Raw genomic sequence first — 23,586 nt, 5'->3', positions numbered from 1 at the left:
TTCGATTAGCAAGATGCTAAATAAAGTTAGGAGCCGTTTTTGATCAAAGCAGATTAACTATCTTCTTTTGATGCTTTTTTCGTATCAGCTTGTGCAAGCATCTGTTGCTGACGTTCAAACAGGTTATCTATTTTTGCAATACGCGATTTAAACGCTTGTTTATCTTTCGCCGGAACTTCATGCGCCATTGGGATCTCAGCTGTCATTGGATTCACAGGTTTATTATTTACCATGAATTCATAGTGAATATGCGGCCCTGTAACGCGGCCAGTTGCACCTGCAAGGCCAATGACTTGACCACGTGTAATCGAGTCACCTGGTTTAACTAGCATTTTACTCATATGCATAAAACGAGTTTTATACTTAGATGAGTTTTGGATCACAACATAGTTACCCGCATATGGGTGATAGGTGGCAAGTGTGACCACGCCATCGCCTGTTGCAAGAATTGGTGTCCCAGTTTTTGCTCTAAAATCAACACCATTATGTGGTGATACACGTCCTGTCACAGGGTGACGACGATATGGGTTGAATTTAGACGTCACAGCTAAGCTGTGATTCGCTGGATAGCGGTTAAATGCGCGATCTAAGCTATTGCCATTTTCATCGTAGAATTGACCATCTGTATATTGGTAAATTTCGACTTCTTTATTACGCGTATAGATGCGAACCGCTTTGATTTCTGAATTACCTGTTGGTTTGTCATTGATGTATTGCTTGCTTTGGATCACTTCAAAGCGATCACCCGCACGTAAATCACGACGAAAATCAAGTTTGGTTTTAAGTAGACGGACAATTTGATCTGCTTGTGTATATGGGATGCCTTCTTTTAGCGCAGACACAGAGAAGCTACCGTGAATTTCACCACTAATTGGTGTATCACGCCATTCACCAGGAAGATGAATATCTGTGTAATCAAAAGAATTGTCAGCGTTACGAGTAAACAGGGCGCGGTCTGCCAAGTTAAACTCGACTTCCATCTTCTTTAGCGCAGGGCCTTTTTTAGGATCTGTCTTGACCCATAAACGTAACACATCACCATCTTCGATATTATCTAAAGAAAGGTTATTAAAGTCAGATTCAAAGATATTGTCTTTATCTGTTTTAGAAAGACCAATTTCATCGAATAACTTATCAATGATGCCACCTTTTTTAAGGTCATCTTTGGTTACTGTATATTCGTAAGTTGGTACTTCTGTGCTTAATTGTTTGGTTTTAGCGGATGCGACTTCTTTTTGGCTAACAAATAAACTCGGGACTTGTAACATCTCGGCCTGATCATTCACCTTGTTTTCCTGAGGTGAGTTTTTGTTGATCACAGCGTCAACATTTTCCTTGTCACTCGCTGATTTTAAATGCAGCAAATTTGAAATCTTAAGCTGGATGGGTTGACTTGGCTCATTTGCAACGGGCAAAAAAACCTGTAGAGCAATCATCGCAGCACCGCCGGCTAATGCTAACTTTATCAGTCGGGCGATTGTTTGATGCTTTTTCATGATTAATATGTACTTTAATGTTTTAGTTTGATGACCCCGCTAAACAAGTCACTTTGTTTAGCCAAATCATAAAAAATTAGTTAATTTATAAGGCGTCATTGTAGCTGTTTTTTTGAGCTAGTTATATGTTTAGATCAAAAAAAATGAGATAACTGGGATTAAAGACCAATTTAGCTACTGTAAGAGTATAGATTTCCATAAAAGTTCTATGATCACCATAGTTTTTTTGCATTTTATTACATTCTTTTTTTAGGATGAAAAATATAGGTTAAAAAACATACAGTTGGGTTTTTGTTAGACGAAAATATATAGATTTGAGGCTGTTTTTGGGGCGTGATTTAATCGTTTGCTGAATATGAAAGGATTTTTATCGATAACATAAAAATATTTCGCAATACCTTAGCAACATTAGTTGATACATTGTACACTCAAGCGTGTTACATTTTTTAATCTAATGTTAAGAATGAGTTATGAATATAAATTCTGCGCAACAAAAATATGCAGTCGGTTGGCGCGAATTTGTCGCACTTCCAGCACTTGGAATTGACAAAATTAAAGCAAAAGTTGATACCGGTGCGCGTACTTCTTGTTTACATACTTATAAAATTGAGCCTTTCACCCAAGAAAACGAATTATGGGTGCGTTTTTGGATACATCCCGAACAAAATAATACCGAAATCGCTCTAGAAACTTGCGCAAAAGTCGTGGATAAGCGTGAAGTTCGAGATTCTGGTGGTCATGTTGAAATGCGCTATGTGATTGAAACAATGCTTGATATCGGTCATGAACAATGGCCAATTGAAATGACTTTAACCGATAGAGACTCAATGCGTTTTCGTATGTTGCTTGGTCGCACTGCGATGCATGGCAAAATCTTGGTTGACCCAGAAGCATCTTTTTTACTCCAGCAAAAATAAAGACCGAATACTATTTTGCATACTTATGCGAATTTACTTTTTACATCGCCTTACAGATCACAAGATCTGAGCTTGCGATAAATATATAACCATATGGTTATTAAGGATATTTAAAATGAAGATAGGAATTTTATCTCGCAATCGCTCTTTGTATTCAACTAAGCGCTTAATCGAAGCTTGCCAAGAGCGCGGTCATGAAGTCAAAGTCATTGATGCGTTGCGTTGTTATATGAATATCAATTCCGAGCAACCTCAGATTCACTTTAAAGGTGAAGAACTTGTTGATTTTGATGCAATTATTCCACGTATTGGTGCATCAGTGACTTTTTACGGTACGGCAGTATTGCGTCAGTTTGAAATGATGGGGGTTTACCCTGTGAACGAATCTGTCGCGATTACGCGCTCACGCGATAAATTACGTTCAATGCAATTGTTATCACGTAAAGGCTTGGGCATGCCAATCACAGGGTTTGCCAGTAAACCTGATGATGTCAAAGATTTATTAGAAATGGTTGGCGGCACGCCAGTTGTGATTAAGCTTTTAGAAGGCACCCAAGGCATTGGTGTGGTATTGGCTGAAACGCGCAAAGCAGCCGAAAGCGTAATTGAAGCCTTTATGGGGCTTAAAGCCAACATCATGGTACAAGAATATATTAAAGAAGCTGGCGGCGCGGATATTCGCTGTTTTGTGATCGGCGATCGCGTGATTGCTGCGATGAAGCGTCAAGCACCAGAAGGTGAGTTTCGCTCTAACTTGCACCGTGGCGGCAGCGCATCACTTGTGCGAATTACCCCTGAAGAGCGCAAAACGGCAGTGATGGCGGCTAAAATCATGGGATTAAATGTTGCAGGTGTAGATATTTTACGTTCATCACGTGGTCCCTTGATTATGGAAGTGAACTCATCACCTGGCCTTGAGGGAATCGAGAAAGCAACAGGCAAAGACATTGCCGGTATGATTATTGAGTTTATCGAGAAAAATGCGAGCACTCGCGGCATTAAGACTCGTGGTAAAGGCTGATTGTAGAGATAATTATATGACAGACGAATCTTCAACCCAAAAAACAACGCGCGCAAAACGCAATAAACCTTTTGAGCTTTTCGGACAAAGTATTTTACCTGGCGAGCGTAAGGTACTCTATCTGGAGTCCGCTAAGTTATATACACATTCGCCGTTGTCGATCCCTGTTGAGGTGATCCATGGTAAATACCAAGGGCCTGTGCTCATGGTCAATGCAGCCATTCATGGGGATGAGCTCAATGGGGTTGAAATTGTACGCCGTTTAATTGAAAAAATAGACGCGAGCAAACTCAAAGGCACCTTAATTGCTGTGCCTATTGTGAATGTATTTGGTGTGATCCATAAATCACGTTACTTACCCGATAGACGCGATCTTAATCGTTGTTTTCCGGGCAGTGAAACGGGATCATTGGCGTCAAGGGTCGCTAATACCTTTTTTGAAGAGGTGGCAGTCAAAGCAGATTATATTATTGATTTACATACAGGTGCGATTCATCGTACCAACTTGCCACAAATTCGCGCTTGTTTAGATAATGAAGAAACTTTGCAGATGGCGCAGGCGTTTGGTACGCCCGTGATTATCGATGCCGCATTGCGTGACGGTTCGCTGCGCGCAGAGGCTGAAAAACGCGGTATTCCTGTGCTCACTTATGAAGCAGGGGAAGCCTTGCGCTTTGAACCAGTTGCGATTAATGCTGGTTTACAAGGGGTTGTGCGTGTCATGCGCCATCTCTCTATGTTGCCGAAATTGCGTAAAAAAGCTGTGAAAGTGAGCGATAATTCGAAAATTTCTGCGAAATCAGAAGATGGCACTATTATCGCGAAATCCACCAATTGGGTGCGTGCCAATGAAGATGGTATGCTGCGTACCATTGTGACCTTGGGCGAAAAAGTAGATAAAGGCCAGATCTTAGCTTATATCAACTCGCCACTTGGGCATCATGAAGTGGAAGTGCGCGCGCCAAAAAATGGCATAGTGATTGGCCAACAAACATTACCTTTGGTCAATGAAGGGGATGCAATTTTCCATCTGGCTTATTTCACTCAAGATGCAGAGAAAGTAGGCGAACATGTCGGTTTGTATCTAGAAGACATTCTCGAGCAAGTTGATGCGAATGATCAAAGCATCACAACCGGTATTATCGGCGCTGATATTTAACGTCGATTAACTTTTATTCTTCACTACACTTATCCCCCCAATCAAAAGGGGGGAATTTTCCGCTTTACCATATCATCCTTGTTATTTTCTGCTAAAATAAGTACCTATCTCTTTTTTAATCAAAATCTTAAGGAATACCCATGCATCAAGATCCTGTCGTTCAAGCGCTTGCAACGATCCACGCTCGTAAGCCTAATTTTGCCCCTAAGGTGGGGATGATCTTAGGTTCAGGTTTAGGCGTTATCGCTGATCAACTTGAAGATAAAGTGGTGATCCCATATGAAGAGTTGGCGGGTTTTCCTGTAAGCACAGTTGAAGGTCATAGTGGTGAATTGGTTCTGGGCACATTAAATGGTGTACAAGTGGCCTGCATGAAAGGACGCGGTCATTATTATGAGCACCAAAGCATGAAGATCATGAACACCCCAGTGCGTACATTCAAGCGTCTTGGTTGTGAGTTCATGTTAGTCACCAATGCAGCCGGTTCACTTCGCCCTGAGCGTATTGATGTGGGATCATTGGTTGTTTTTAGCGATCACATCAATACTATGCCAGAGTCACCAATGACAGGGCCAAATGATGATGAATACGGTCCGCGCTTTTTCAGCCTTGCGAATGCTTATGATAAAGACTTGCGTGCAAAAGCTTTAAGTGTCGCAAAAGATGAAAACATCCACCTTAATCAAGGCATTTTTGTTTCTTATACGGGGCCAAACTTTGAAACTGCGGCTGAAATTCGCATGATGCAAACCATTGGTGGTGACGTTGTGGGGATGTCGGTTGTGCCGGAAGTGATTGCCGCTGCGCATTGTAGTTTGCCAGTGTTAGCCCTTTGCGCAATTACCAATATGGCAGAAGGGCTTGGCGATGTTGAGCTTTCGCATGCGCAAACATTAAAATGCGCCAAGCTCGCTGAAAAAGACTTTATTGCGTTGATTTTGGCGATAATGAAAACGCTTTAAAGATTGCCTTTCCTATCTCTTTAATCGCTTGATCGCGATCTTCCATACTCGCTTCTGTTTGCGTGATGTAAATACTCACAATAATAGGAGCGTTTTTGTTTTCCTCGATTGGTTCCCAAATCACAGCTGTGATCCCGCGAGCACCAAAATCTCCGGCGCCAGAGCGATCGCCAATGCTATAACCTTTTGGCAAGACTGCACGTAATAAATTCCCTGTCACTTGATTAGCAAGTAACCAGTCTTTAAGCTGGGCTTGGTTTTGCGCACTCAGGCTCTGTGTAAATAGCAATTTATATAAGGTTTGAGTCATAGCTTGTGGCGTTGTGGTATCTCGCAGATCACCCAGCTTCACTTGATTTAAATCCGGCTCAAAGCGATCAAGACGTGTCACTTTATCATCTAAATCTTGATGCAGATATTCAGTCAATGCTGCTGGGCCGCCAATGGCATTTAACACAATATTCGCCGCCGTATTATCACTTGTTAGCATCGCCGCTTCACAGGCTTTTTTAGGTGTAATGGATTTACCTACATAATTTTCGAGAACTGGCGAATAGGTGATGAGATCGGCTTGCCGTACTAGAACACTTTGGCTTGCTAAAACCTTCTTTTGCTCGATATCTTGGAGCAGTTTTGCACAAGCGAGTGTTTTAAACGTACTGGTTAGTGGAACGCGTTTATCTGCTTGGTAGCCCCACTCTTGTGTCGTTGCCGTATCTAAAATAGAAACTCCTATGGTAGCGGAGAGTTTGGTTTCTTGGTGCTGAATTTGCGTTTTTATATCTGTAAATGAATCTGTGGCCGGGCTTGCTATAAGTTTTGATGCTAAAAAGAAACTACAACCAATCTGCAGGCCTGTTTTTATAAATTTGTTCATTATTCTTACTGCTGTAAAGTTTGAAATTTTGCAAATATAACAGCTTATGCGATATAGGTTTAGTAAAAAATTTTACGGCTGACTTCACATTCACACCAAGGAAGTTAAACTCCAAGTCTGGATTTTATTTATGATGGACAAATCATCCTAGAGATGCTGTTTTTTAGCTTTAGGGTAGTCAATTTACACTGTAAATAAATAGGAAGTAGTATGCCTGAATCTTGTATTGAATTCGAAAACGCGCAAACAAAAATGGAAACGTATACACTTAAAAATAGACAAGGGGTAACAGCTTCGTTTATGCCTTATGGCGCGACTTGGGTGAGCTTAACTCTGCCGTTAGATGGTGGACGTGAAGTCTTGTTAGGAATGAATAATTTAGAAGATTATAAGCAGCATACTGCGTTTTTAGGTGCAACAGTGGGCCGTTACGCCAACCGTATTGCGGGTGGGAAATTCTCATTAGGCGCAAAAGTCTATCAAATCGCTTTAGCGGCCGGTGAGCAGCATGCTTTACATGGCGGTGCGCAAGGTTTTGATAAGAAAGTGTGGCAAGTGTTAGCACATGATAATAAGCAGATTCGCTTTGGTCTAACCTCAGAAGATGGCGATCAAGGCTTTCCTGGCAAGTTAACCCTTGAAGTCACCTTTACCCTGACTGATAACAACGAAGTGTGTATCGATTATTGCGCTACTTCAGATAAAGATACCTTGGTCAATTTAACCAATCATGCGTATTTTAATTTAGATGGCGCGGAATCAGGAAAAGATTGCTTAGCGCATGAATTATTTTTAAAAACAACTCATTACGCACCAACTGATAACGACCTTATTCCAACGGGAGAGCTTAAATCTATCACCGGCACAAATTTTGATTTTACGACGCCGCAGACAGTCGGTGCGCGTTTGCTGCGAGATGAAGATCAAAAAATAGCGGCAGGGTATGATCATGCTTATACCTTTGACCCACAAGATTGTGACGCGCAAACGCCAGTCGCGCGATTAGTTTCGAGTGATAAAAAAGTGACGATGGAACTACTAACGGAAAAACCTGGTGTGCAATTTTATTCGGGCAACTTCTTAGCCGGTACGCCATCACGCACAGGTCAGTATCAGAAGCATCAAGGGTTAGCCCTGGAAACTCAGTTCTTGCCAGATTCACCCAATCAAGATTGGCCGCAAGAGCATGATGCGAGGCTTTTAGCGAATCAAAGCTATCAATATCGAACTGTATATCGCTTTGCTTTTTAATTGATTCGCTTTATTTTGCTGCCGCCTGTGGTGATTATTTAGATTTTAAATTAATCAAGGCGCCACAAATAATTAATCCGCCCCCTAAATATGTCCACAGTGATGGAATTTCTGAAAAGAGGATAAAACCCAGTAGCGTCGAGAAGACAATTTGCACATAAGAATAAGCTGAGGCTTTGGATGCCGCTTGGCTTTGCATCGCTTTAGTCAGTGCAAATTGTCCCACTTGGGTAAAAATGCCTAGTAAAATCAACACGCCAATTAACCAGATATCTGGCATCACGAAGCTGTTATTTATCAGCATCATGACAAGTGACACAGGCAGAGCAATCATAGGAAAATAAAAGATAATCACAGAGCTATCTTCCTTCGTACTGAGTGTCTTTACCACTATATATGCGACTGAGCTTGCGGATGCACCGAGTAATGCTATCAATACGCTAAAAATTGGCAGATCATCGGTTAGGTTTGCGCTAAAGTTGGGACTGACCATGACAATTAAGCCAAGAATCGACAGACTAATGCAGGTAAAGGTTGCGCCAGATATTTTTTCTTTTAATACAAGCCAACCTAACACAGCCGTAAATACTGGGTAGGTATATTGCAACACGGTCGCTTCGGCTAATGGCAGAGTGGTGAGTGCATAATAGACGCACATTAATGCCAAGGTGCCCAAGCTACCACGTGCAATTAAAAGCTTTTTATGTGTCCCCCAAATCGAGATCCCTTTGCGCTTGACATCCAAGTAGCTAATGATGAGTGAGACCAAGGCGCGTGCAGCGACAATTTCAAACACTGGAATACCGTGAATCGAGACATATTTGACGCACGCAGACATCAGCGAGAAGCCAAGCGCAGATAAAAGCATAAACTGGGCGCCAATTGGAATTATCGGCTCACGAACTGGGGTGATTTGAGTCAAAGTGAATCCTTGATAAAAGAGAGGAAAGGCTTGATGATAGCAAAATCGCGCTAAAATTGGCACGTATCTATGAAAGCATGTAAAATAGGCGGATACGTTAAATCTGTTAGGAAAGATCCATGTCTGATTTTGAAAAAGAACTTGAACAAATGAACCTTGAAGTAGGGGATGCGCCAGAAGTTCCACTGCCAAGCATTGAAGAGCAAAAAGCGATTGCTGCGAAATTAAAAGAGCTTGAAGCGAAAGGTGAACTGACGCCAGAAATACTTGAAGAATTTTTTGGTAAATTTAACCAAGAAAACCAAACCCCAGTGCATTAATTTATTCTTTAATGTGAATTAAAAATCCGCCGCAAATAATTTAATCTATTTACGGCGGATTTATTTTACCTTCATCCTTGAAGATGCAGTCATACATTTTCTTTATTTTTGCATAAAGCTTTACTTTAAGCCAAGTGGCTGATATTTCTTCATCCCCGCAATCGTCTCAAGAATATGAATCACAATTAGGGCTTCGTTCTCGGTGACAGGAGCATCTGCTTTGCCTTGTAGCCATGCCGCAAATTGGTTGTAATACTCTGTATAATGGACATATTTTGCCGGTACTTGTACCGTGCGATCACGGAAATAAATCTTACATAAGCCATCTGGTGTGTCGATGCCAAAATCTGGGTGATCTAAATATAAACCTTTCTTCAAGTAAGTTTCTTGTTGATCAATCCAATACTTTTCAGTGGTGGACTCTGTCGCATTGATGATCCAACGTGGTGGATCGTTCACAATGAGTTGTGAGTGGCGAATGCGTACACGCATATTGCCGTAGATAAACTTAATATCATAATAATCTTCAGGAATATCTTTGTCGCCGTACGACATGCCTTCGCCAATATAGTAATTCTTCTGATTACAAATATCGTAGATGATCTCATCAGGCTCACCAAATAAGCTCACGATCTGGTCGACAAAATGCACCGCGTGGCCAAACACGCTACCGTCATACATATTTCCGCGATTAGCTGCGCCATCTGGGCGATAGTGGGTATGATTGGACTCGATTTCCATCACTTTACCAATATCATCACGCGCTAGAATTTCTTTAATGGTTAAAAAGTCACTGTCAAAGCGGCGGTTTTGATACGGCGCGAGTTTAACGCCTTGTTCTTTTGCTAGTGCATAGAGCTCTTGGGCTTGCTCAAGGGTGTCACATAAAGGTTTTTCTACAAGGACATGTTTACCAGCAAGTAGCGCTTCTTTTGCATATTGATAATGAAAAGGTGCTGGTGTGGTAATGGCAATCACTTCCACATCTGTGGCTAGCATTTCTTTAAAATTATCAAATCGTTCAATGCTATTGGCAAGGGGCGGGTAAGGCATATCAAATTCACGCCCCGATGTTGTGTAGTAACCTACAACATCAAAATCTTTCGCTTTATCAACAAATGGCATGTGGTATCTATGTGTACTCTTGCCAAATCCTACGTATGCAATCTTCATCCAAACTCCTGTTATTTAATATTCTTTTATTGAATGGCTATATTCAATAACTATATGGTAATTTATTTTAATGCCTATTTAATGTGACATGAATCACCAAATAATAATATTGAGTTCTTTATATTGAAGATAACCATATGTTTTTATTTATTGTGATCTCTGTCGTCTTTTTATTTTTGTGATGCTGTTAAGTTGAAAAAAGACCACCTATCAACCAGCAGCCAGTAAGAGCTGCAACATCAATAACTAGGAGCAACACATGCAAGATTTTGATCTGGAACAAACGGTAATGGAATTGATTGTAAACGCTGGCCAATGCAAGAGCCTTGCGTTTGCAGCGCTCGCACAAGCGAAAAAGGGTAGCTTTGAACAGGCTAATGAGCTGCTCGAAGAGTCTAGTGCTGCGGCTAAACGTGCTCATGATGTGCAAACAGGTTTAATCGGTTTGGATGAAGGTGAAGGTAAATTACCAATTCAATTGATTATGGTGCATGCACAAGATCACATCATGACCTCAATGCTCGCAAAAGAGTTGATTATTGAGCTGATTGATTTGCATAAAGCAATTAAGAAGTAACTAATTTTACAACAGTAAGTGAGTATGCACTATGTTTGAAACTATAACTCGCTGGTCACAATGGCTAGCGACACAAGCCCACTTAAGAAGCCTGCGCGATAGCTTTATTATCGCGATCCCTTTCTTGGTTCTTGCAGGCCTGATGATTGTCTTTAATTTCGTTATTTTAGATCCTGAAGGCATGTTGAAAGGCTATATTTCAATTGAAACAAGTCAGTATTGGAGAGAATTTGGTACCAAAGCATTAAACGGTACGATGAACATTCTGTCAGTGATGTTAGCGGTATTAGTTGCATTTAACCTTGCAACCAAAAAGCGTTTTGAAAGCCCGATAATCCCTGCCATGGTGTCACTTGCTTGCTTTTTTACTTTGATGCCAAGTCATTGGTCTGTGGTACCAACGGATGCACAAACTGCGGTTGAAGTCTCAGGTCTAGCGCCATATGCATTGCTAAGTACTGGTGGGGTCTTTATGGCAGTGATTGGCGGTTTGCTTTCTACAGAGATCTTTTTATTTTTTGCTAACAATAAGCGTTTTCGCATTAATTTAGGCGATGATGTGCCGCCTATGGTATCGGATTCGTTTAACTCATTGTTTGCGATTATGATCACCGTTAGCTGCTTTGCTATGCTATCGCATTTAACTTTTACCTTTACTGGTTATGAAGTATATGAAGCGGTACAAAAAGCAATTCAAGCACCGCTAGTGCATATTACAACAGGTTTGCCCGGCTTTATGACGTTAAGCTTTTTGGCTAACTTCTTATTCTCTATTGGTATCCACCCATCAGGGATCGTAAACCCAATTTTAGAGCCACCTTTGATTGCGGCAATGAACGAAAATACTGCCGCATTTGCAGCAGGCTTAGTCCCGCCACATATTATCGTATTACCTTTCCGCGATCTTTATGGTCATCTTGGTGGTACTGGATCAACCCTTGCGCTTTTGTTAGCTGTGTTGGTGAAATCACGTATTTCAAGTCACCAAAAGTTTGCTCGAACGGTTGCTGTGCCATCTTTATTTAACATCAATGAGCCGGTTATTTTTGGGTTTCCAATTGTGATGAATCCACTTTTAATCATCCCATTTATCTTTTATCCAATGATTAACTATGTGATTGCTTACTATGTCACAGCTGCTGATCTAGTCGGACGTATTGTTGTGTATACCCCTTGGTCTGTGCCGCCAATTTTATCTGGTTATTTAGGTTCAGGCGGGGATATTCGTAACTCTATCTTGCAGATCATTTTGCTCGGTATTGGGGTTGTTTGTTATCTGCCTTTCCTAATGGCTTATGAGCGCGGCATGATGCGCAAAAAAGAGCAAGAATTGGCAGAAGATTTAGTTGCCCATGCCAATGCCAATCAAGACAATGCACAAGTTGCTCCGCAAGCAAGCGCTGCTCAAGAGGTACAGGTATCCCCGAGTGAGGAAGCGGATATTTCTATTCTCAATGGCAAAACAGTACTGCTCGTGTGCAACGAAGGCATGTCGACTTCGATGATGGCAAAACGTATGCAACAACATGCGAATAAGATTGGGCTTGAAACTAAAGTCTATGCAATGAGCGCTGCAAATGTGGAAGCTGAATATAAGAAAGTTGACTTCATCTTACTTGGTCCGCAATTGGCATATATGAAAGGCGAAATCCAAGATATTACGCTACATAGCTTGCCGATTGAGCCAATTAATCCGGGTTTCTTTGCCAAACTCGATGGTGAAGCGGCACTCATGCAGGTTGCACAAATTATATAATCGCCGTCTTTAAATTAACTAGATGGGGTGAGTCTTCACTTTCGTAAAAAACAAGTGTTGATAAGCCCTTTTTAAAAAGGAAAATATATGAAACGTTTACTCGATTGCCGCGCAAGTGATTTTGCGCAAAAGCCAAGCCCAGAAGGGTTTAAATCTTCGATTGTGGCGGCTGAAGGTCGCGTCATCATGGCTGAATTTGATGCCAATACGTCGCCTTATTACCCAGGCGTTTCGAATGCGGAAATTTTATGTGCGTTTGGCGCAGATCTAATTTTAATCAAAAGTATGGATTTGCAAGCATTGACTATGACTGGCGCAGATAAAAGCTTTGGCGCTGATGCAATCGCGCAAACTAAAAAGCTCACAGGTCGATTGGTTGGCGTGAGTTTACAAGTTTTACCAAAAGATCAATTAGATGCACCTAATGCGTTTACGGCTGAAAACTTAAAAAATATCCAACATGCAAATTTTATTTGTTTAACTGCCTATGACAAACCAGGGATCACATCTGATTTATTATTAGAAGCAATTGAAGTGGCAAAACAACATTTTGATGGTTTGATTATGGCGGTGAAATACCTTTCTTCTGGTGTTGCTGAAGGACAGTTGTATGCCAGCTTTGCTAATGCTGGCGCTGATGTGGTCATTATCCCCGCACCTGGCAGTGTACGCCTCTCATCAGAAGCAAGAGTTGAAGCTGCAATTGAGGCGATCCATCAAGCGGGCGCTGTGGCTGCGACAACGATTAGCTCGAGCCAAGAAGGTTCTGATTGTGATACAATAAGAGAAATAGGACTTGCCAGCAAACGTTGTGGCACAGATATGATTAATTTTGGTGATGCAGGTATTTCTGGCATTCCCGCGCCAGAAGCCGTGCAAAGTATTTCAGTCGCGATTCGTGGCAAGCGTCACACATATGTTAGAATGGCTGCTTCACTCGCCCGTTAATTAAACCCAGGTCGTTATGGTTAAATATCAAGATATCTATCAAGAGCTTAAGTCAAGAATTCACTCTCAGATTTATACTCATGAACAAAAATTACCAGATGGTAAAACTTTAGCACGTGAGTTTGGTTGTAGTGAAATTACGCTTAAAAAGGCGATGGATATCTTGGTTAAAGATGGGCTTTTAGTGCGCAAGCGCGGCTCCGGCTCTTATGTCAAACAGCCAACTAAGACCCACCCTGATTCCCACCTTTTAGGGACGAAAGCGAGCTATAAGCATTCAGGTAAGACAATTACGACTCGTGTGCTACGGTTTAAAGTGCTCGAAGCAGATGCAGATATTGTGGATAAACTCAAATGCCAATTCGGCGATATTGTCTATGATATTATGCGTGTGCGCGTGATTGATGGGGTGCCGTCAATTATTGAACATACCTATATGCCAGTAACCGTGATCCCAAACTTAACGGTGACCCATGTCAAAGATTCTATCTATGACTATATTCAAAATGATCTGAAATATCGTGTGCATAGCGCGAATATGATGATAACCATTGGCAATGCTACCCCTGAAGAAAGTGACTTATTAAGCGTCCAAGTTGGGGAACACCTTGTCTGTGTTGAACAAAATGCCTACCTTGATAACGGCCAGTTATTTGAGTATTCAATTGCCAAACATACTTGTGATACTTATCAGTTTAAAACCATGTATGTGAGAAATTGAGTTTTCTTGAATTTACTCAAGCTCTCCTAATTCTTGATATAATTTAGATATTTGACTGCTTTGATTGCTGGCCTTGTGTCCTAAATTACGATAGATATGGTTACAAAGATAAGAGACTACCGCCATAGGACTAGCATAACTATCGAGCGGCTCTTGATTATTCATTGGGCATAATAGAAAATGCTGACATTGTTGCGCATATTTTTGTCCAGATTGATCGCTAATTAATAAAGTATTAAAGCGTGCTAAATGCTGAATCAAAGCCTTAAACATATGTGTGCGCCGCCTGATTCCAATTAAGATAACAAAGTCATCATCGGTAATATCAACCAACTCTTCACTGAGTGTCTGTCCTGTAGTGGGAAATACCAAGACTTGATTGCGGCATTGAAGAAGTTGCTGTCTTAAATGCAATGCAACAGGGTAGTTATTTCGAAAGCCAATAATAACTATTTTACGTGCGGTACTGATTTGTTTAAATAAGCAGGGCATATCAAGCTTTTGGAGTTGTATATTAAGCTGATAAAGGGCTTCGATATCGGCACTCAAGGCATCACTCATATTATCTTGCGTGATCATTGGCATGCCTTGCTCCCTGACATCGAGCAACTCATTTCTCAGTTCTTGATGCGTCTTATAACCTAATTTGCGTATAAAACGGCTCACTGTAGCCTTTGAGACCTCACAATATTGTGCGATCTCATTGGTTGATTGGACGAGTAGCTGTTCAGGGTTTGACTGGATATAATCTGCAACCTTAATATGCCCTGCGCTAAAATCTGGATAGCTCTCTTGGATTTTATCCTTTAAGTTTGAGTATTTTTCCATATTACAAGACTGCAGATAAAAAGCTTTGTAGTTCAGTAGTTTGAGGGTTAGCAAACACTTCCTTACTCTCACCGATTTCCCACACTTTGCCCTGATTCATAAACACGACTCTATCGCCTACATCACGAGCGAAGTTCATTTCATGAGTAACTAAAATCAAAGTCATGCCTTCTCGTTTGAGCTGCTCTAGCACCTTGAGAACTTCTCCGACTAATTCTGGATCAAGCGCTGAGGTGATTTCATCGCATAGAAGCACTTTGGGTGACATTGCAAGGGAGCGAGCAATGGCAACACGTTGCTGCTGCCCACCGGAAAGGCTTGTTGGAAAAGCATCAAACTTATCGGCAAGTCCAACTTTTGCAAGGAGTTCCTTGGCCTTTTCTCTCGCATCTTTATCTGGTTTATTTAACACAAGTTTTGGTGCAAGCATGACATTTTCACCCACGGTCATATGTGGGAATAAATTAAAGTTTTGGAACACCATGCCGACACTTCGGCTTAGCTCGCGCAGTTTGTACTCATCATTTTCAACCGCTTGACTATCAACGATGATTGCGCCTTCTTGAAATTCTTCTAAGCCATTAATACAACGTAATAAGGTACTCTTGCCTGATCCACTGCGACCGATAATAGAAATAACTTCGCCAGGCTCAATACGTAAGTCAACACCTTTTAAAACATGGTTTTCGCCATAGAATTTATGGACTTTATCTATACTAACGAGAGACATAATGTTTGGACTCCAAGTGACGTGCGAATAATGAAAGTGGGAAACAGATAACAAAATAAAGGACAGCAACCATAGCAAATACCTTAAATGGCTGAAAAGTTGCGTTATTTAACATAGTTCCAGCCTTAGTCAGCTCGACAAAACCGATAATTGAAGCGAGCGCTGTACCTTTTACAATTTGCACTGAAAAGCCAACTGTTGGTGGAATTGCCATGCGCCAAGCTTGTGGGACGATGACATAGCGCATGGTTTGAGAGTAGGTCATGCCAATCGTACGGCAGGCTTCCCATTGCCCCTTTGGAATAGCTTCGATGCAGCTGCGCCAAATATCATGTAAGAAGGCTGCACTAAATAAGGTTAAAGACAAAATTGCGGCTGTCCATGCACTGACTTCTATGCCAAGTAATGATAGGCCAAAGAAAGCGAGGAACATTTGCATTAAAAGTGGCGTGCCTTGGAAAATTTCAACATAGAAATTAATTAACCAATTAAACATCGGTCTTTTGAGTGAGCGTAAGTAAGTCAAAATCATACCAAGTAAGCCACCAAAGAAAAATGCTAGTAATGACAGTAGCAATGTCCAACGGGCAGCTAACAACAGGTTTCTTAAAATATCCCAATCTGTAAATGACGTCATAGTCAATTCCTTATGACAAAGCAGGGTTTTTAAACATAGTACGTTTGAGCCAATAGAAAACTTGGCGCATGGCAATGGATAAAACTAAATAAATTGCGGCGGTTAAAATGTAGGATTCAAAGCTTAAAAAGCTTCGAGATTGCACAAAGTTTGCAGCAAAGGTTAGGTCTTCGACAGAAATTTGTGACAGCACGGCAGAACCAAGCATAACAATGATGCATTGACTAACAAGCGCGCTATAAACTTTTTGAAATGCCGGTGGCAGGACGATGCGAATAAAAATTTGTCGTTTAGTTAGCCCTAATGTTCGGCCTGCTTCCCATTGCCCTTTGGCTGTAGCTTCAATTCCGGAGCGAATTATTTCTGCACTATAAGCCCCTAAGTTCAGCACCATAGCTAATACGCCCGCTTGCCATGCTGTCATTTTCAGTCCAAGTGCAGGTAGCCCAAAGAAGATAAAAAATAGTTGCACAATGAAGGGGGTATTACGCACAACTTCGATATAGGTTGCTGAAACCCCAGATATAAATCCAGATTTACCCGTACGAGCGGCTGCTAACAAAGTTCCGAGCAATAAGCCAAGTCCAGTTGAAAGTATTGTGATTTCTATGGTCGTCACCGTACCTGAGATAAACTCAGGTAGGTAGGGCCATAAACTTTTAAAATCAAGTTGATACATAATTGGCCCTGTCTTTTACATTAACTCAGTTGGAAAGGATGCTTTGAGCCACTTTTGTGAAAGAGTTTCAAATTTGCCTTGTGTTTTTGCTTTCGAGATAAGTGTATTTAGCTCGGCAATAAAGGCTTCTTCTCCTTTTTTAACACCAATGTAGCAAGGTGAGTTCTTTAACATGAACTTCGTCTCTGGTGCTTTATCTGGATAGCGTGTTGCGATCTCTGTGACGACTAAGTTACCCGTTGCAATTAAAGATACTTGACCTGATAGGTAAGCGGAAAGGGTCGCGTTATTATCTTCAAAACGTTTGACTGTCACGTCTGAACCAACAATTTTAGAAAGTTCAATATCTTCAACCGATCCACGAGTGACGCCGACAGTTTTGCCTGCCAATGAAGCTGCATCTGTGACTTTTTCTTCAGTGCTACCAAATACACCTAGAAAGAAAGGCGCATATGCATCTGTAAAATCGATCGCTTTTTCACGAGATGGGTTTTTGCCTAAGCTTGAGATAACAATGTCGACTTTATCTGTTTGTAGGTAAGGGATGCGGTTTGCGCTTGTGACAGGGATAAGTTTTAGCTTGACACCAAGCTCATCTGCTAGGAATTGCGCTGTATCAATATCATATCCTTGAGGTTGTAAGTTAGTACCAACTGAGCCAAAAGGAGGGAAGTCTTGCGGCACAGCGACGATAAGCTCGCCTCTGTCTTTGATGTCCGAAAGTTTATCTGCATGAGCAAAAAGTGAGGTGACAGATAACAAACTTGCCATCAAGGCAAAAGATAACTTGCGAAATAGATTTTTCATGGGTTTAGTCCTTTAAAATATGAAACGATTGATTCATTTATATTTATAAAAGCAACAATCGTGCCATCTGTTAAAGCACTTTGTATATCAGGCTTCATTCTTATTCCTTACGCATACGGGCGATTCGAAGAGGAATTTTTTGGTGCAGTTTGCATATTAATAGTGCAAAGTGTGAAATCGCTTCAATAAAATGCACGCTATCTATTTGTATTAAAATAACACCTTTGGCTGCTTAGCTAGCTTGAGATACCATAATCTTATACTGGATTAATAGGTGTTAAATGTGCAGTTTAGAAAAGATATAAATGGCTTAAGAGCCATCGCCGTGATTGCAGTGGTGTTATTTCACTACAATGCAGATTGGCTGCCTGGCGGGTTTGCTGGGGTCGATGTTTTCTTTGTTATTTCTGGCTTTTTAATGACTGGGATAATCTTTCGCGGTCTGGAGCAAAAGCAATTTTCCCTACTAAAATTTTACGCCGCTCGAGCCAATCGGATCATTCCTGCTTTAGCCGTATTATGCGCCGCATTGCTGGTGATGGGCTGGCTGTATTTAACCCCGCAAGATTATAAATTATTAGGCAAGCATGTTCATGCCAGCATGCTTTTTACCTCAAATAATACTTATAGCGGTGAAGTGGGCTATTTTGCACCTATCTCACAAGAAAAGTGGTTGTTACATACTTGGTCATTATCGGTTGAATGGCAGTTTTATATTATCTATCCGATTATCTTGCTTGGTTTGAGCAAACTCTTATCATTAAAATCCTTAAAAATAACGGTCGCTCTTGCCGCATGTATTAGCTTTATTCTCGGTATTGTTGCAACCTTTAGCGAGCCTAATCCTGCCTATTATTTATTTCAAAACCGTGCTTGGGAAATGATGCTTGGCGGGGTAGCCTATCTATATCCGTTTAAATTAAGCGAGCAAAAGAAGAAATATTGGGAAGCTTTAGGCATAGGCTTGATTCTTTGTTCATATATTTTTATTTCCAAAGATACGCCGTGGCCGGGTTATTTAGCCTTAGTTCCTGTGCTTGGCGCATTTTTGCTGATTCAAGCGCAGCGTCAAGACAGTGTGTTAACCGCGAATGCGCCATTTCAATATATAGGCAAGTGGTCTTATTCCATTTATCTATGGCACTGGCCGATTTTTGTTGGGATCAATTTCTTTCATTTTTCTCAGCAGGCGCTTTATATTGGGATGCTGGTGTCGATTGTGCTTGGTTTTGTCAGCAATAAATATATCGAAAGCATTAAATTTAGAAATGATTTTAGCCACCTTGGGCAATACATTAAATGTAAACCTATTTACTTAATGATAGTGCTAGCAAGCGCTGGCCACTATGTGTTGGCAAATGGCGGCTTAAATAACTCGATTCGCTTGGATGAGACGCATTTGATGATCACCAAGCAGCAACAAAAGAATCCAAGAGAAAAAGAGTGTGGCAAGGTCGATGAAGATGGCAATGGACCGCACTGCATGTTTGGAGAGGGACCTATTGGTGCGATTGTTGTCGGTGACAGTCATGCAAGGGCGCAAGTTGAGACGATTGGCGAGCTTGCTGCAAGACATGGGCAGTCAGTGTTAGATCTTGGCTTGTCAGCATGCAACTCGATTAAAGGCCTCTATAGTGTGGATAAAAATGGCAATAAGGTGAATGCCAATTGCGGAAAGTTTGTTGCCAAAAGTATCCAAGATGTGGGCAACCTTTATCCGGGCGTGCCGGTAATTATGATTAATCGCTGGTCACAAAATTTTTATGGGATGAATGAAAACCCGTTTGATATCAAGCCATACCGCTTTGTTGATAAAGCGTTTACAGAAAGAGACAGTGCTTATCGCAACAACCTTGCCAAGCATATGTATGATACGATTTGTGAGTTTAGTGAACACAACCCAGTGTATGTGGTGCGTTCGATTCCTGAGTTAAAAATCAATGTGCCAAAAACTATGTTTGTTAATCCTGAAAAAGTGGTCAAGATCCCTTTTGAGGCGTATCAGCAGAGGCAAAAAATAGCCTATACGCTGCAAGATAAAGCACAGAAAAATTGCCATATTAAAATTTTAGATCCCATTCCCTACCTGTGTGATGATAAATTTTGCTATGGCAGCAAAAAAGGCGTGCCTTTATATATGGATGATGACCACTTAAGTAAATATGGCTCTGAGGTGATATCCAGCATTTATGAAGATATATTTAAAGGCTAAACTTTAATTAAATCCAAATTTATTTCATGCCTACCTGACTGATGGGCAGCTTTTTTTGCATGGTACATTTCAGTATCGGCGCGTCGCAGCATTTCTTTTAGATTATAGCCTTGGACTGGGTTTATGGATGCACAGCCTATGCTCAAGGTTGCAGGATATGGACAAAGGTTATCAAATTCAGCTAATAAGTTATGAATAAGCTTAGCGGATGCTTGGATATCCATTTCAGGTAACAAAATACAAAACTCGTCGCCACCAAAGCGCGCGGAAATTTGTGTTTTATTCATGGTTTTAAAAATAGCATTTGCGAGGCTGACCAGCACTTCATCACCTGCAAGGTGACCATAGTTATCATTGATAGACTTGAATTTATTCACATCAATATAAATTCCAGCCATATGTTTTTGTTGACGCTCGATAATTGTTGTCAACATTTCGGTTTGCTCATGAAATGCACGTTGATTATATAAATTGGTTAAGGGATCATGTAAAGAAAGCTCGAGCAGCTCTTTGGTACGTTGATTGACTTTGTTCTGAAGCTTTGTTGCATAGGCTTCAAGTTGGTCATTCACACTTTGAACTTCAAATTGAAGCGCTGCAATATAGGTATCAAAGATAAACTGATTATCAAGATAGAGTATTTTGCGCATTGATTGTTTTAACTGTTTGCTATTGAGCTGCTTTTCTTCTGAATATTCTTCTATTAAGTTTTCTAATAAAATTTGTAATTGATTGGTGCCGGATAAATAAAGCCTTGGGCTAACGCCAATTCTATGGTGTATTTTTCCTATTTCTAAACGTTTTTCAACATACGCAAGATCATAGCGTCCTGAAAACAGATCCAGAACATATTGCTCTAAATTATTATGTAATCGAGAGAGAGTTTTGCAATCACCAATAATAAAAGCAATCTCAGGGATTTGGAGCTGCAATTCATAAAAGTCTTTCACTAAAGCTTTTACATGCGGTTTTATCCATGGAAGAAGGGTCTTTAGGTTTTGCTCATCTTCAATAGTGAGCCCTAAAAATACTTTTCGGCGCTCAATTTCATGTTCTCCAATACGAAGCTGCTGTGCGAGGTTTAGCATGTAGTGCTGCATAGTTTTCCCTGTTAAATGTATGGGTATAGCTTAACGCTATGATACTAAATATTTTTAGTCATACAAGGGAAGACATAAAGCGTTACATAAATCATTTTTGATCGTGAATTAGATAGACAATAAGTAACTAAAGCGCCTGTTGAATGTTTAACCGGCACTTTATTTGTCATTTTTAGCACTGAAATTAAGATATAAATAATAATTAACGCTTTACCACGGGTGCTTGTCACCATTCCACATAAAAAATTCACCACTTTGCTCTATGCGTAAGCCTTTGATAAGTTTGATAATGCCTTCGGCGCTTTGCTCTGGGGTGAGCTCACCATTTTTGCCGCCCATATCCGTTTGCACCCAACCAGGGTGGACAGGACAAACAATGATGCCTTGCTCATGCAGCTCTTGGGATAAGATATGCATGACTTTATTCACTGCCGCTTTGGAGGTGCGATACGCATAACGGCCAACACCTTGGTGCTCCATGGAGCCCATTTGACTTGAGATGGTGATGATTCTTGGGTTGGAGGATTGCGTGAGGTTGGCAATTAAGGCTTGGCTGACTAAAAGTGGTGAAATGCTGTTGACCTTAAAGGTTTCAAGCCAACCATCTACATCAATATCATTTAGATTTTGCGCTTCTGGGCCGCTAATGCCTGCGTTGTTGATTAAGATATCAATCGGCGTATCGGCAAGCGTTTGTGCCAGCTTGTCGATTGATGCTGAGCTGCTTACTTCAAGTTCTGCGAGTTGCAAATTAGGGTTGTCTTGGCTTAATGCTTGCAGCGTCTCTGAAGGTTCATTGCGATAGGTAGCAATGACTTTATAACCGCCTTCTAAAAACTGGCAAGCTAATTCAAGACCAATGCCACGCGAACAACCTGTGATAAGAACCGTTTCCATATGTCTTCCTTTAAAATAAATGGGTCAGTCTTAATTAACATAACCCATTTATATTTAAAGTTTCAATCTATTGTTTGGCTATTTCAATGAGCGTGTGATCGCTTTTAACCCACTATGAAAACAATAATTTATCTTGTTTACATGGCATTATAGCGCCAACATGACATGTTTAGTGACAAGATAATCAGAGATGGCTTCAGCGGATAAATCTTTGCCAAAACCTGATTGTTTGAATCCACCATGCGGGGTTTCAGAGGTTAAAGGTAGATGATCGTTCACCCAGACGGCGCCAAATCTAAGATCGCGCGAGCAGCGCATGGCGCGACTTAAATTTGTCGTAAACACAGAGGATGCTAAGCCATATTTCACATCATTCGCCATGTTGAGAGCTTCTTCATCGGTTGTGAAAGATTGCACTGTGATGACGGGGCCAAAAACTTCGCCTTGGACAATTTCCGAGTCTTGTTGCACATTTGCTAGAATTGTCGGTGGATAATAAAAACCTTCTCTATCAATGATTTGACCACCTAATAGAACCTCTGCGCCCGCGGCTTTGGCTCTTTCGACAAAACCTGCAACATGCTCTAAATGCGACTTTGAGATCATGGATCCCATCATGGTGTCAGCGTCAAACGGGTTGCCAACTTTAAATGCTTTGCCAGCTTGGATTAATTTAGCGACAGTTTCATCGAAAATTGATTCATGGATCAAAATACGCGTTGCAGCGGTACAGTCTTGGCCTGAATTTAAAAAGCCGCCAGTGACAACTTTTTCGACCGCTATATCTAAATCCGCATCGTCAAAAATGATCGCAGGGGCTTTTCCGCCTAATTCTAGATGGACACGTTTTAAAGATTCAGCCGCGGTTTTCATGATAGCGGTTCCCGTTCGACTTGAACCGGTTAAGCTGATCATATCCACATCTGGGTGAGAGGTGAGGGCTTCACCGGTTTGATTGCCACCACTAAGGATATTTAAAACGCCATCTGGCAAGCCTGCTTGTTTGGCTATTTCACCGAGCAATAGTGTGGTTCTTGGCGTATTTGGCGCAGGTTTTAAAATGGCTGTACAACCTGCCGCTAAGGATGGACCAATTTTCCAAATCGCCATCAATAGCGGGTAATTCCATGGCGTGATCCCAACGGTGACCCCGCACGGCTCTCTTCTTAAAATAGAGGTATATCCTTCGGCATACTCGCCACTTGACGCACCTGAAATATCACGTGCAGCGGCAGCAAAAAACTTCAAATTATCAATCGCAAATGGAATGTCACCACCTGCGCTGACAAACTCAAATGGCTTGCCGGTATCTTCTGATTCGATGCGCGCTATTTCATCTGCGCGAGCCTCAATCAGTTGCGCCATTTTATGTAGGACAGCTGAACGCTCAGCAGGGGGGATTTTAGACCATGAACCATTTTCAAATGCATCTTTCGCCGCTTTCACTGCAGCATTCACATCTTCGATCCCAGCATCTGGCACATGATCAATTATTTCGCCTGTAGCCGGGTTTTCAACAGCTAACACTGCGCCATTTTTAGCCTCACAAGATTGGCCATTTATCCATAATTTATATTTCATTTTTAATTCCTTTAA

23 protein-coding genes are annotated in these 23,586 nt (G+C 41.2%); 11 read left to right on the top strand and 12 right to left on the bottom strand.

All coding sequences use genetic code 11. The features are described from left to right. Positions 1-53 precede the first annotated feature (53 nt). The gene (locus tag AC2VOY_RS13045) at positions 54-1,496 is read right to left on the bottom strand and encodes a peptidoglycan DD-metalloendopeptidase family protein (RefSeq protein ID WP_491834038.1); all 1,443 of its coding nucleotides are present in this window, start codon (positions 1,494-1,496) and stop codon (positions 54-56) included. A 470-nt stretch (positions 1,497-1,966) separates the two neighbouring features. Between AC2VOY_RS13045 and AC2VOY_RS13040 the strand changes: the two genes are divergently transcribed. The 4 genes from AC2VOY_RS13040 (at position 1,967) to xapA (ending at position 5,555) form a co-directional block, all read left to right on the top strand. Then, positions 1,967-2,413: an ATP-dependent zinc protease family protein gene (locus AC2VOY_RS13040; protein WP_491834037.1), complete on the top strand. Its 447-nt coding sequence runs from the start codon at positions 1,967-1,969 to the stop codon at positions 2,411-2,413. Positions 2,414-2,528: 115 nt separating this feature from the next. Next, entirely contained in the window at positions 2,529-3,434 is a 906-nt protein-coding gene (rimK, locus tag AC2VOY_RS13035; protein WP_491834036.1) for a 30S ribosomal protein S6--L-glutamate ligase, read from the top strand. Positions 3,435-3,450: 16 nt separating this feature from the next. After that, positions 3,451-4,593 (top strand): succinylglutamate desuccinylase/aspartoacylase family protein, encoded by a 1,143-nt coding sequence (locus AC2VOY_RS13030; RefSeq protein WP_491834035.1) that lies wholly within the window; start codon positions 3,451-3,453, stop codon positions 4,591-4,593. Between the two features lie 140 nt (positions 4,594-4,733). Then, positions 4,734-5,555, top strand: coding sequence for a xanthosine phosphorylase (xapA, locus tag AC2VOY_RS13025; RefSeq protein ID WP_491834034.1), 822 nt, complete (start codon positions 4,734-4,736; stop codon positions 5,553-5,555). On the opposite strand, the gene bla is transcribed toward xapA, so the two are convergent. Next, entirely contained in the window at positions 5,518-6,432 is a 915-nt protein-coding gene (gene bla / locus AC2VOY_RS13020; RefSeq protein ID WP_491834033.1) for a class A beta-lactamase, read from the bottom strand. The two genes, xapA and bla, sit on opposite strands and share 38 nt — an antisense overlap. A gap of 210 nt (positions 6,433-6,642) precedes the next feature. Here bla and galM point away from each other — a divergent pair, with 210 nt between their 5' ends. Continuing rightward, a complete protein-coding gene (galM, locus tag AC2VOY_RS13015; RefSeq protein ID WP_491834032.1) occupies positions 6,643-7,683 on the top strand; it encodes a galactose-1-epimerase in 1,041 nt (346 codons plus the stop codon). Between the two features lie 34 nt (positions 7,684-7,717). Here the strand turns inward: galM and AC2VOY_RS13010 are convergent, their stop codons facing one another. After that, a complete protein-coding gene (locus AC2VOY_RS13010) occupies positions 7,718-8,596 on the bottom strand; it encodes a DMT family transporter (protein WP_491834140.1) in 879 nt (292 codons plus the stop codon). A 128-nt stretch (positions 8,597-8,724) separates the two neighbouring features. Here AC2VOY_RS13010 and AC2VOY_RS13005 point away from each other — a divergent pair, with 128 nt between their 5' ends. Beyond that, positions 8,725-8,925: a restriction endonuclease subunit S gene (locus AC2VOY_RS13005; protein WP_491834031.1), complete on the top strand. Its 201-nt coding sequence runs from the start codon at positions 8,725-8,727 to the stop codon at positions 8,923-8,925. A gap of 120 nt (positions 8,926-9,045) precedes the next feature. Here AC2VOY_RS13005 and AC2VOY_RS13000 read toward each other — a convergent pair whose 3' ends face one another. Next, a complete protein-coding gene (locus AC2VOY_RS13000; protein WP_491834030.1) occupies positions 9,046-10,098 on the bottom strand; it encodes a Gfo/Idh/MocA family oxidoreductase in 1,053 nt (350 codons plus the stop codon). A 259-nt stretch (positions 10,099-10,357) separates the two neighbouring features. Here AC2VOY_RS13000 and AC2VOY_RS12995 point away from each other — a divergent pair, with 259 nt between their 5' ends. From AC2VOY_RS12995 to AC2VOY_RS12980, 4 genes are all read left to right on the top strand, one after another. Further along, a complete protein-coding gene (locus AC2VOY_RS12995) occupies positions 10,358-10,675 on the top strand; it encodes a PTS lactose/cellobiose transporter subunit IIA (protein WP_491834029.1) in 318 nt (105 codons plus the stop codon). A gap of 31 nt (positions 10,676-10,706) precedes the next feature. After that, positions 10,707-12,431, top strand: a complete 1,725-nt coding sequence (locus AC2VOY_RS12990) for a PTS transporter subunit EIIC (protein WP_491834028.1) — start codon at positions 10,707-10,709, stop codon at positions 12,429-12,431. Positions 12,432-12,518: 87 nt separating this feature from the next. Then, the gene (locus tag AC2VOY_RS12985) at positions 12,519-13,379 is read left to right on the top strand and encodes a DUF7916 family protein (protein ID WP_491834027.1); all 861 of its coding nucleotides are present in this window, start codon (positions 12,519-12,521) and stop codon (positions 13,377-13,379) included. A 16-nt stretch (positions 13,380-13,395) separates the two neighbouring features. After that, positions 13,396-14,100: a GntR family transcriptional regulator gene (locus AC2VOY_RS12980; protein WP_491834026.1), complete on the top strand. Its 705-nt coding sequence runs from the start codon at positions 13,396-13,398 to the stop codon at positions 14,098-14,100. A 12-nt stretch (positions 14,101-14,112) separates the two neighbouring features. Here the strand turns inward: AC2VOY_RS12980 and AC2VOY_RS12975 are convergent, their stop codons facing one another. From AC2VOY_RS12975 to AC2VOY_RS12955, 5 genes are read right to left on the bottom strand one after another with little or no spacing between them, the layout of a single operon-like run. Continuing rightward, a complete protein-coding gene (locus tag AC2VOY_RS12975; RefSeq protein WP_491834025.1) occupies positions 14,113-14,928 on the bottom strand; it encodes a MurR/RpiR family transcriptional regulator in 816 nt (271 codons plus the stop codon). 1 nt (position 14,929) lies between these two features. Then, positions 14,930-15,658: an amino acid ABC transporter ATP-binding protein gene (locus tag AC2VOY_RS12970; RefSeq protein WP_491834024.1), complete on the bottom strand. Its 729-nt coding sequence runs from the start codon at positions 15,656-15,658 to the stop codon at positions 14,930-14,932. Further along, positions 15,645-16,295: an amino acid ABC transporter permease gene (locus tag AC2VOY_RS12965; protein ID WP_491834023.1), complete on the bottom strand. Its 651-nt coding sequence runs from the start codon at positions 16,293-16,295 to the stop codon at positions 15,645-15,647. Before AC2VOY_RS12965 ends, AC2VOY_RS12970 begins: the two co-directional genes overlap by 14 nt. A 10-nt stretch (positions 16,296-16,305) precedes the next feature. Then, a complete protein-coding gene (locus tag AC2VOY_RS12960) occupies positions 16,306-16,974 on the bottom strand; it encodes an amino acid ABC transporter permease (RefSeq protein WP_491834022.1) in 669 nt (222 codons plus the stop codon). 15 nt (positions 16,975-16,989) lie between these two features. Continuing rightward, the gene (locus AC2VOY_RS12955; protein WP_491834021.1) at positions 16,990-17,781 is read right to left on the bottom strand and encodes a transporter substrate-binding domain-containing protein; all 792 of its coding nucleotides are present in this window, start codon (positions 17,779-17,781) and stop codon (positions 16,990-16,992) included. Between the two features lie 283 nt (positions 17,782-18,064). Here AC2VOY_RS12955 and AC2VOY_RS12950 point away from each other — a divergent pair, with 283 nt between their 5' ends. Beyond that, a complete protein-coding gene (locus AC2VOY_RS12950) occupies positions 18,065-19,993 on the top strand; it encodes an acyltransferase family protein (protein ID WP_491834020.1) in 1,929 nt (642 codons plus the stop codon). Here the strand turns inward: AC2VOY_RS12950 and AC2VOY_RS12945 are convergent. The 3 genes from AC2VOY_RS12945 to AC2VOY_RS12935 all read right to left on the bottom strand — a co-directional run bounded on the left by AC2VOY_RS12945 (position 19,990) and on the right by AC2VOY_RS12935 (position 23,571). After that, complete coding sequence (locus tag AC2VOY_RS12945; protein ID WP_491834019.1) at positions 19,990-21,093, bottom strand: GGDEF domain-containing protein; 1,104 nt, start codon at positions 21,091-21,093, stop codon at positions 19,990-19,992. The two genes, AC2VOY_RS12950 and AC2VOY_RS12945, sit on opposite strands and share 4 nt — an antisense overlap. Before the next feature lie 210 nt (positions 21,094-21,303). Beyond that, entirely contained in the window at positions 21,304-21,990 is a 687-nt protein-coding gene (locus AC2VOY_RS12940) for an SDR family oxidoreductase (RefSeq protein WP_491834018.1), read from the bottom strand. 147 nt (positions 21,991-22,137) lie between these two features. Continuing rightward, positions 22,138-23,571: an aminobutyraldehyde dehydrogenase gene (locus AC2VOY_RS12935; RefSeq protein ID WP_491834017.1), complete on the bottom strand. Its 1,434-nt coding sequence runs from the start codon at positions 23,569-23,571 to the stop codon at positions 22,138-22,140. Positions 23,572-23,586: the final 15 nt, after the last annotated feature.

The sequence above is a fragment of the Vibrio sp. KMM 9700 genome (assembly GCF_058545285.1).
The sequence above is the reverse complement of the archived record's forward strand: the minus strand, read 5'-3'. Positions and strand labels throughout refer to the sequence as shown.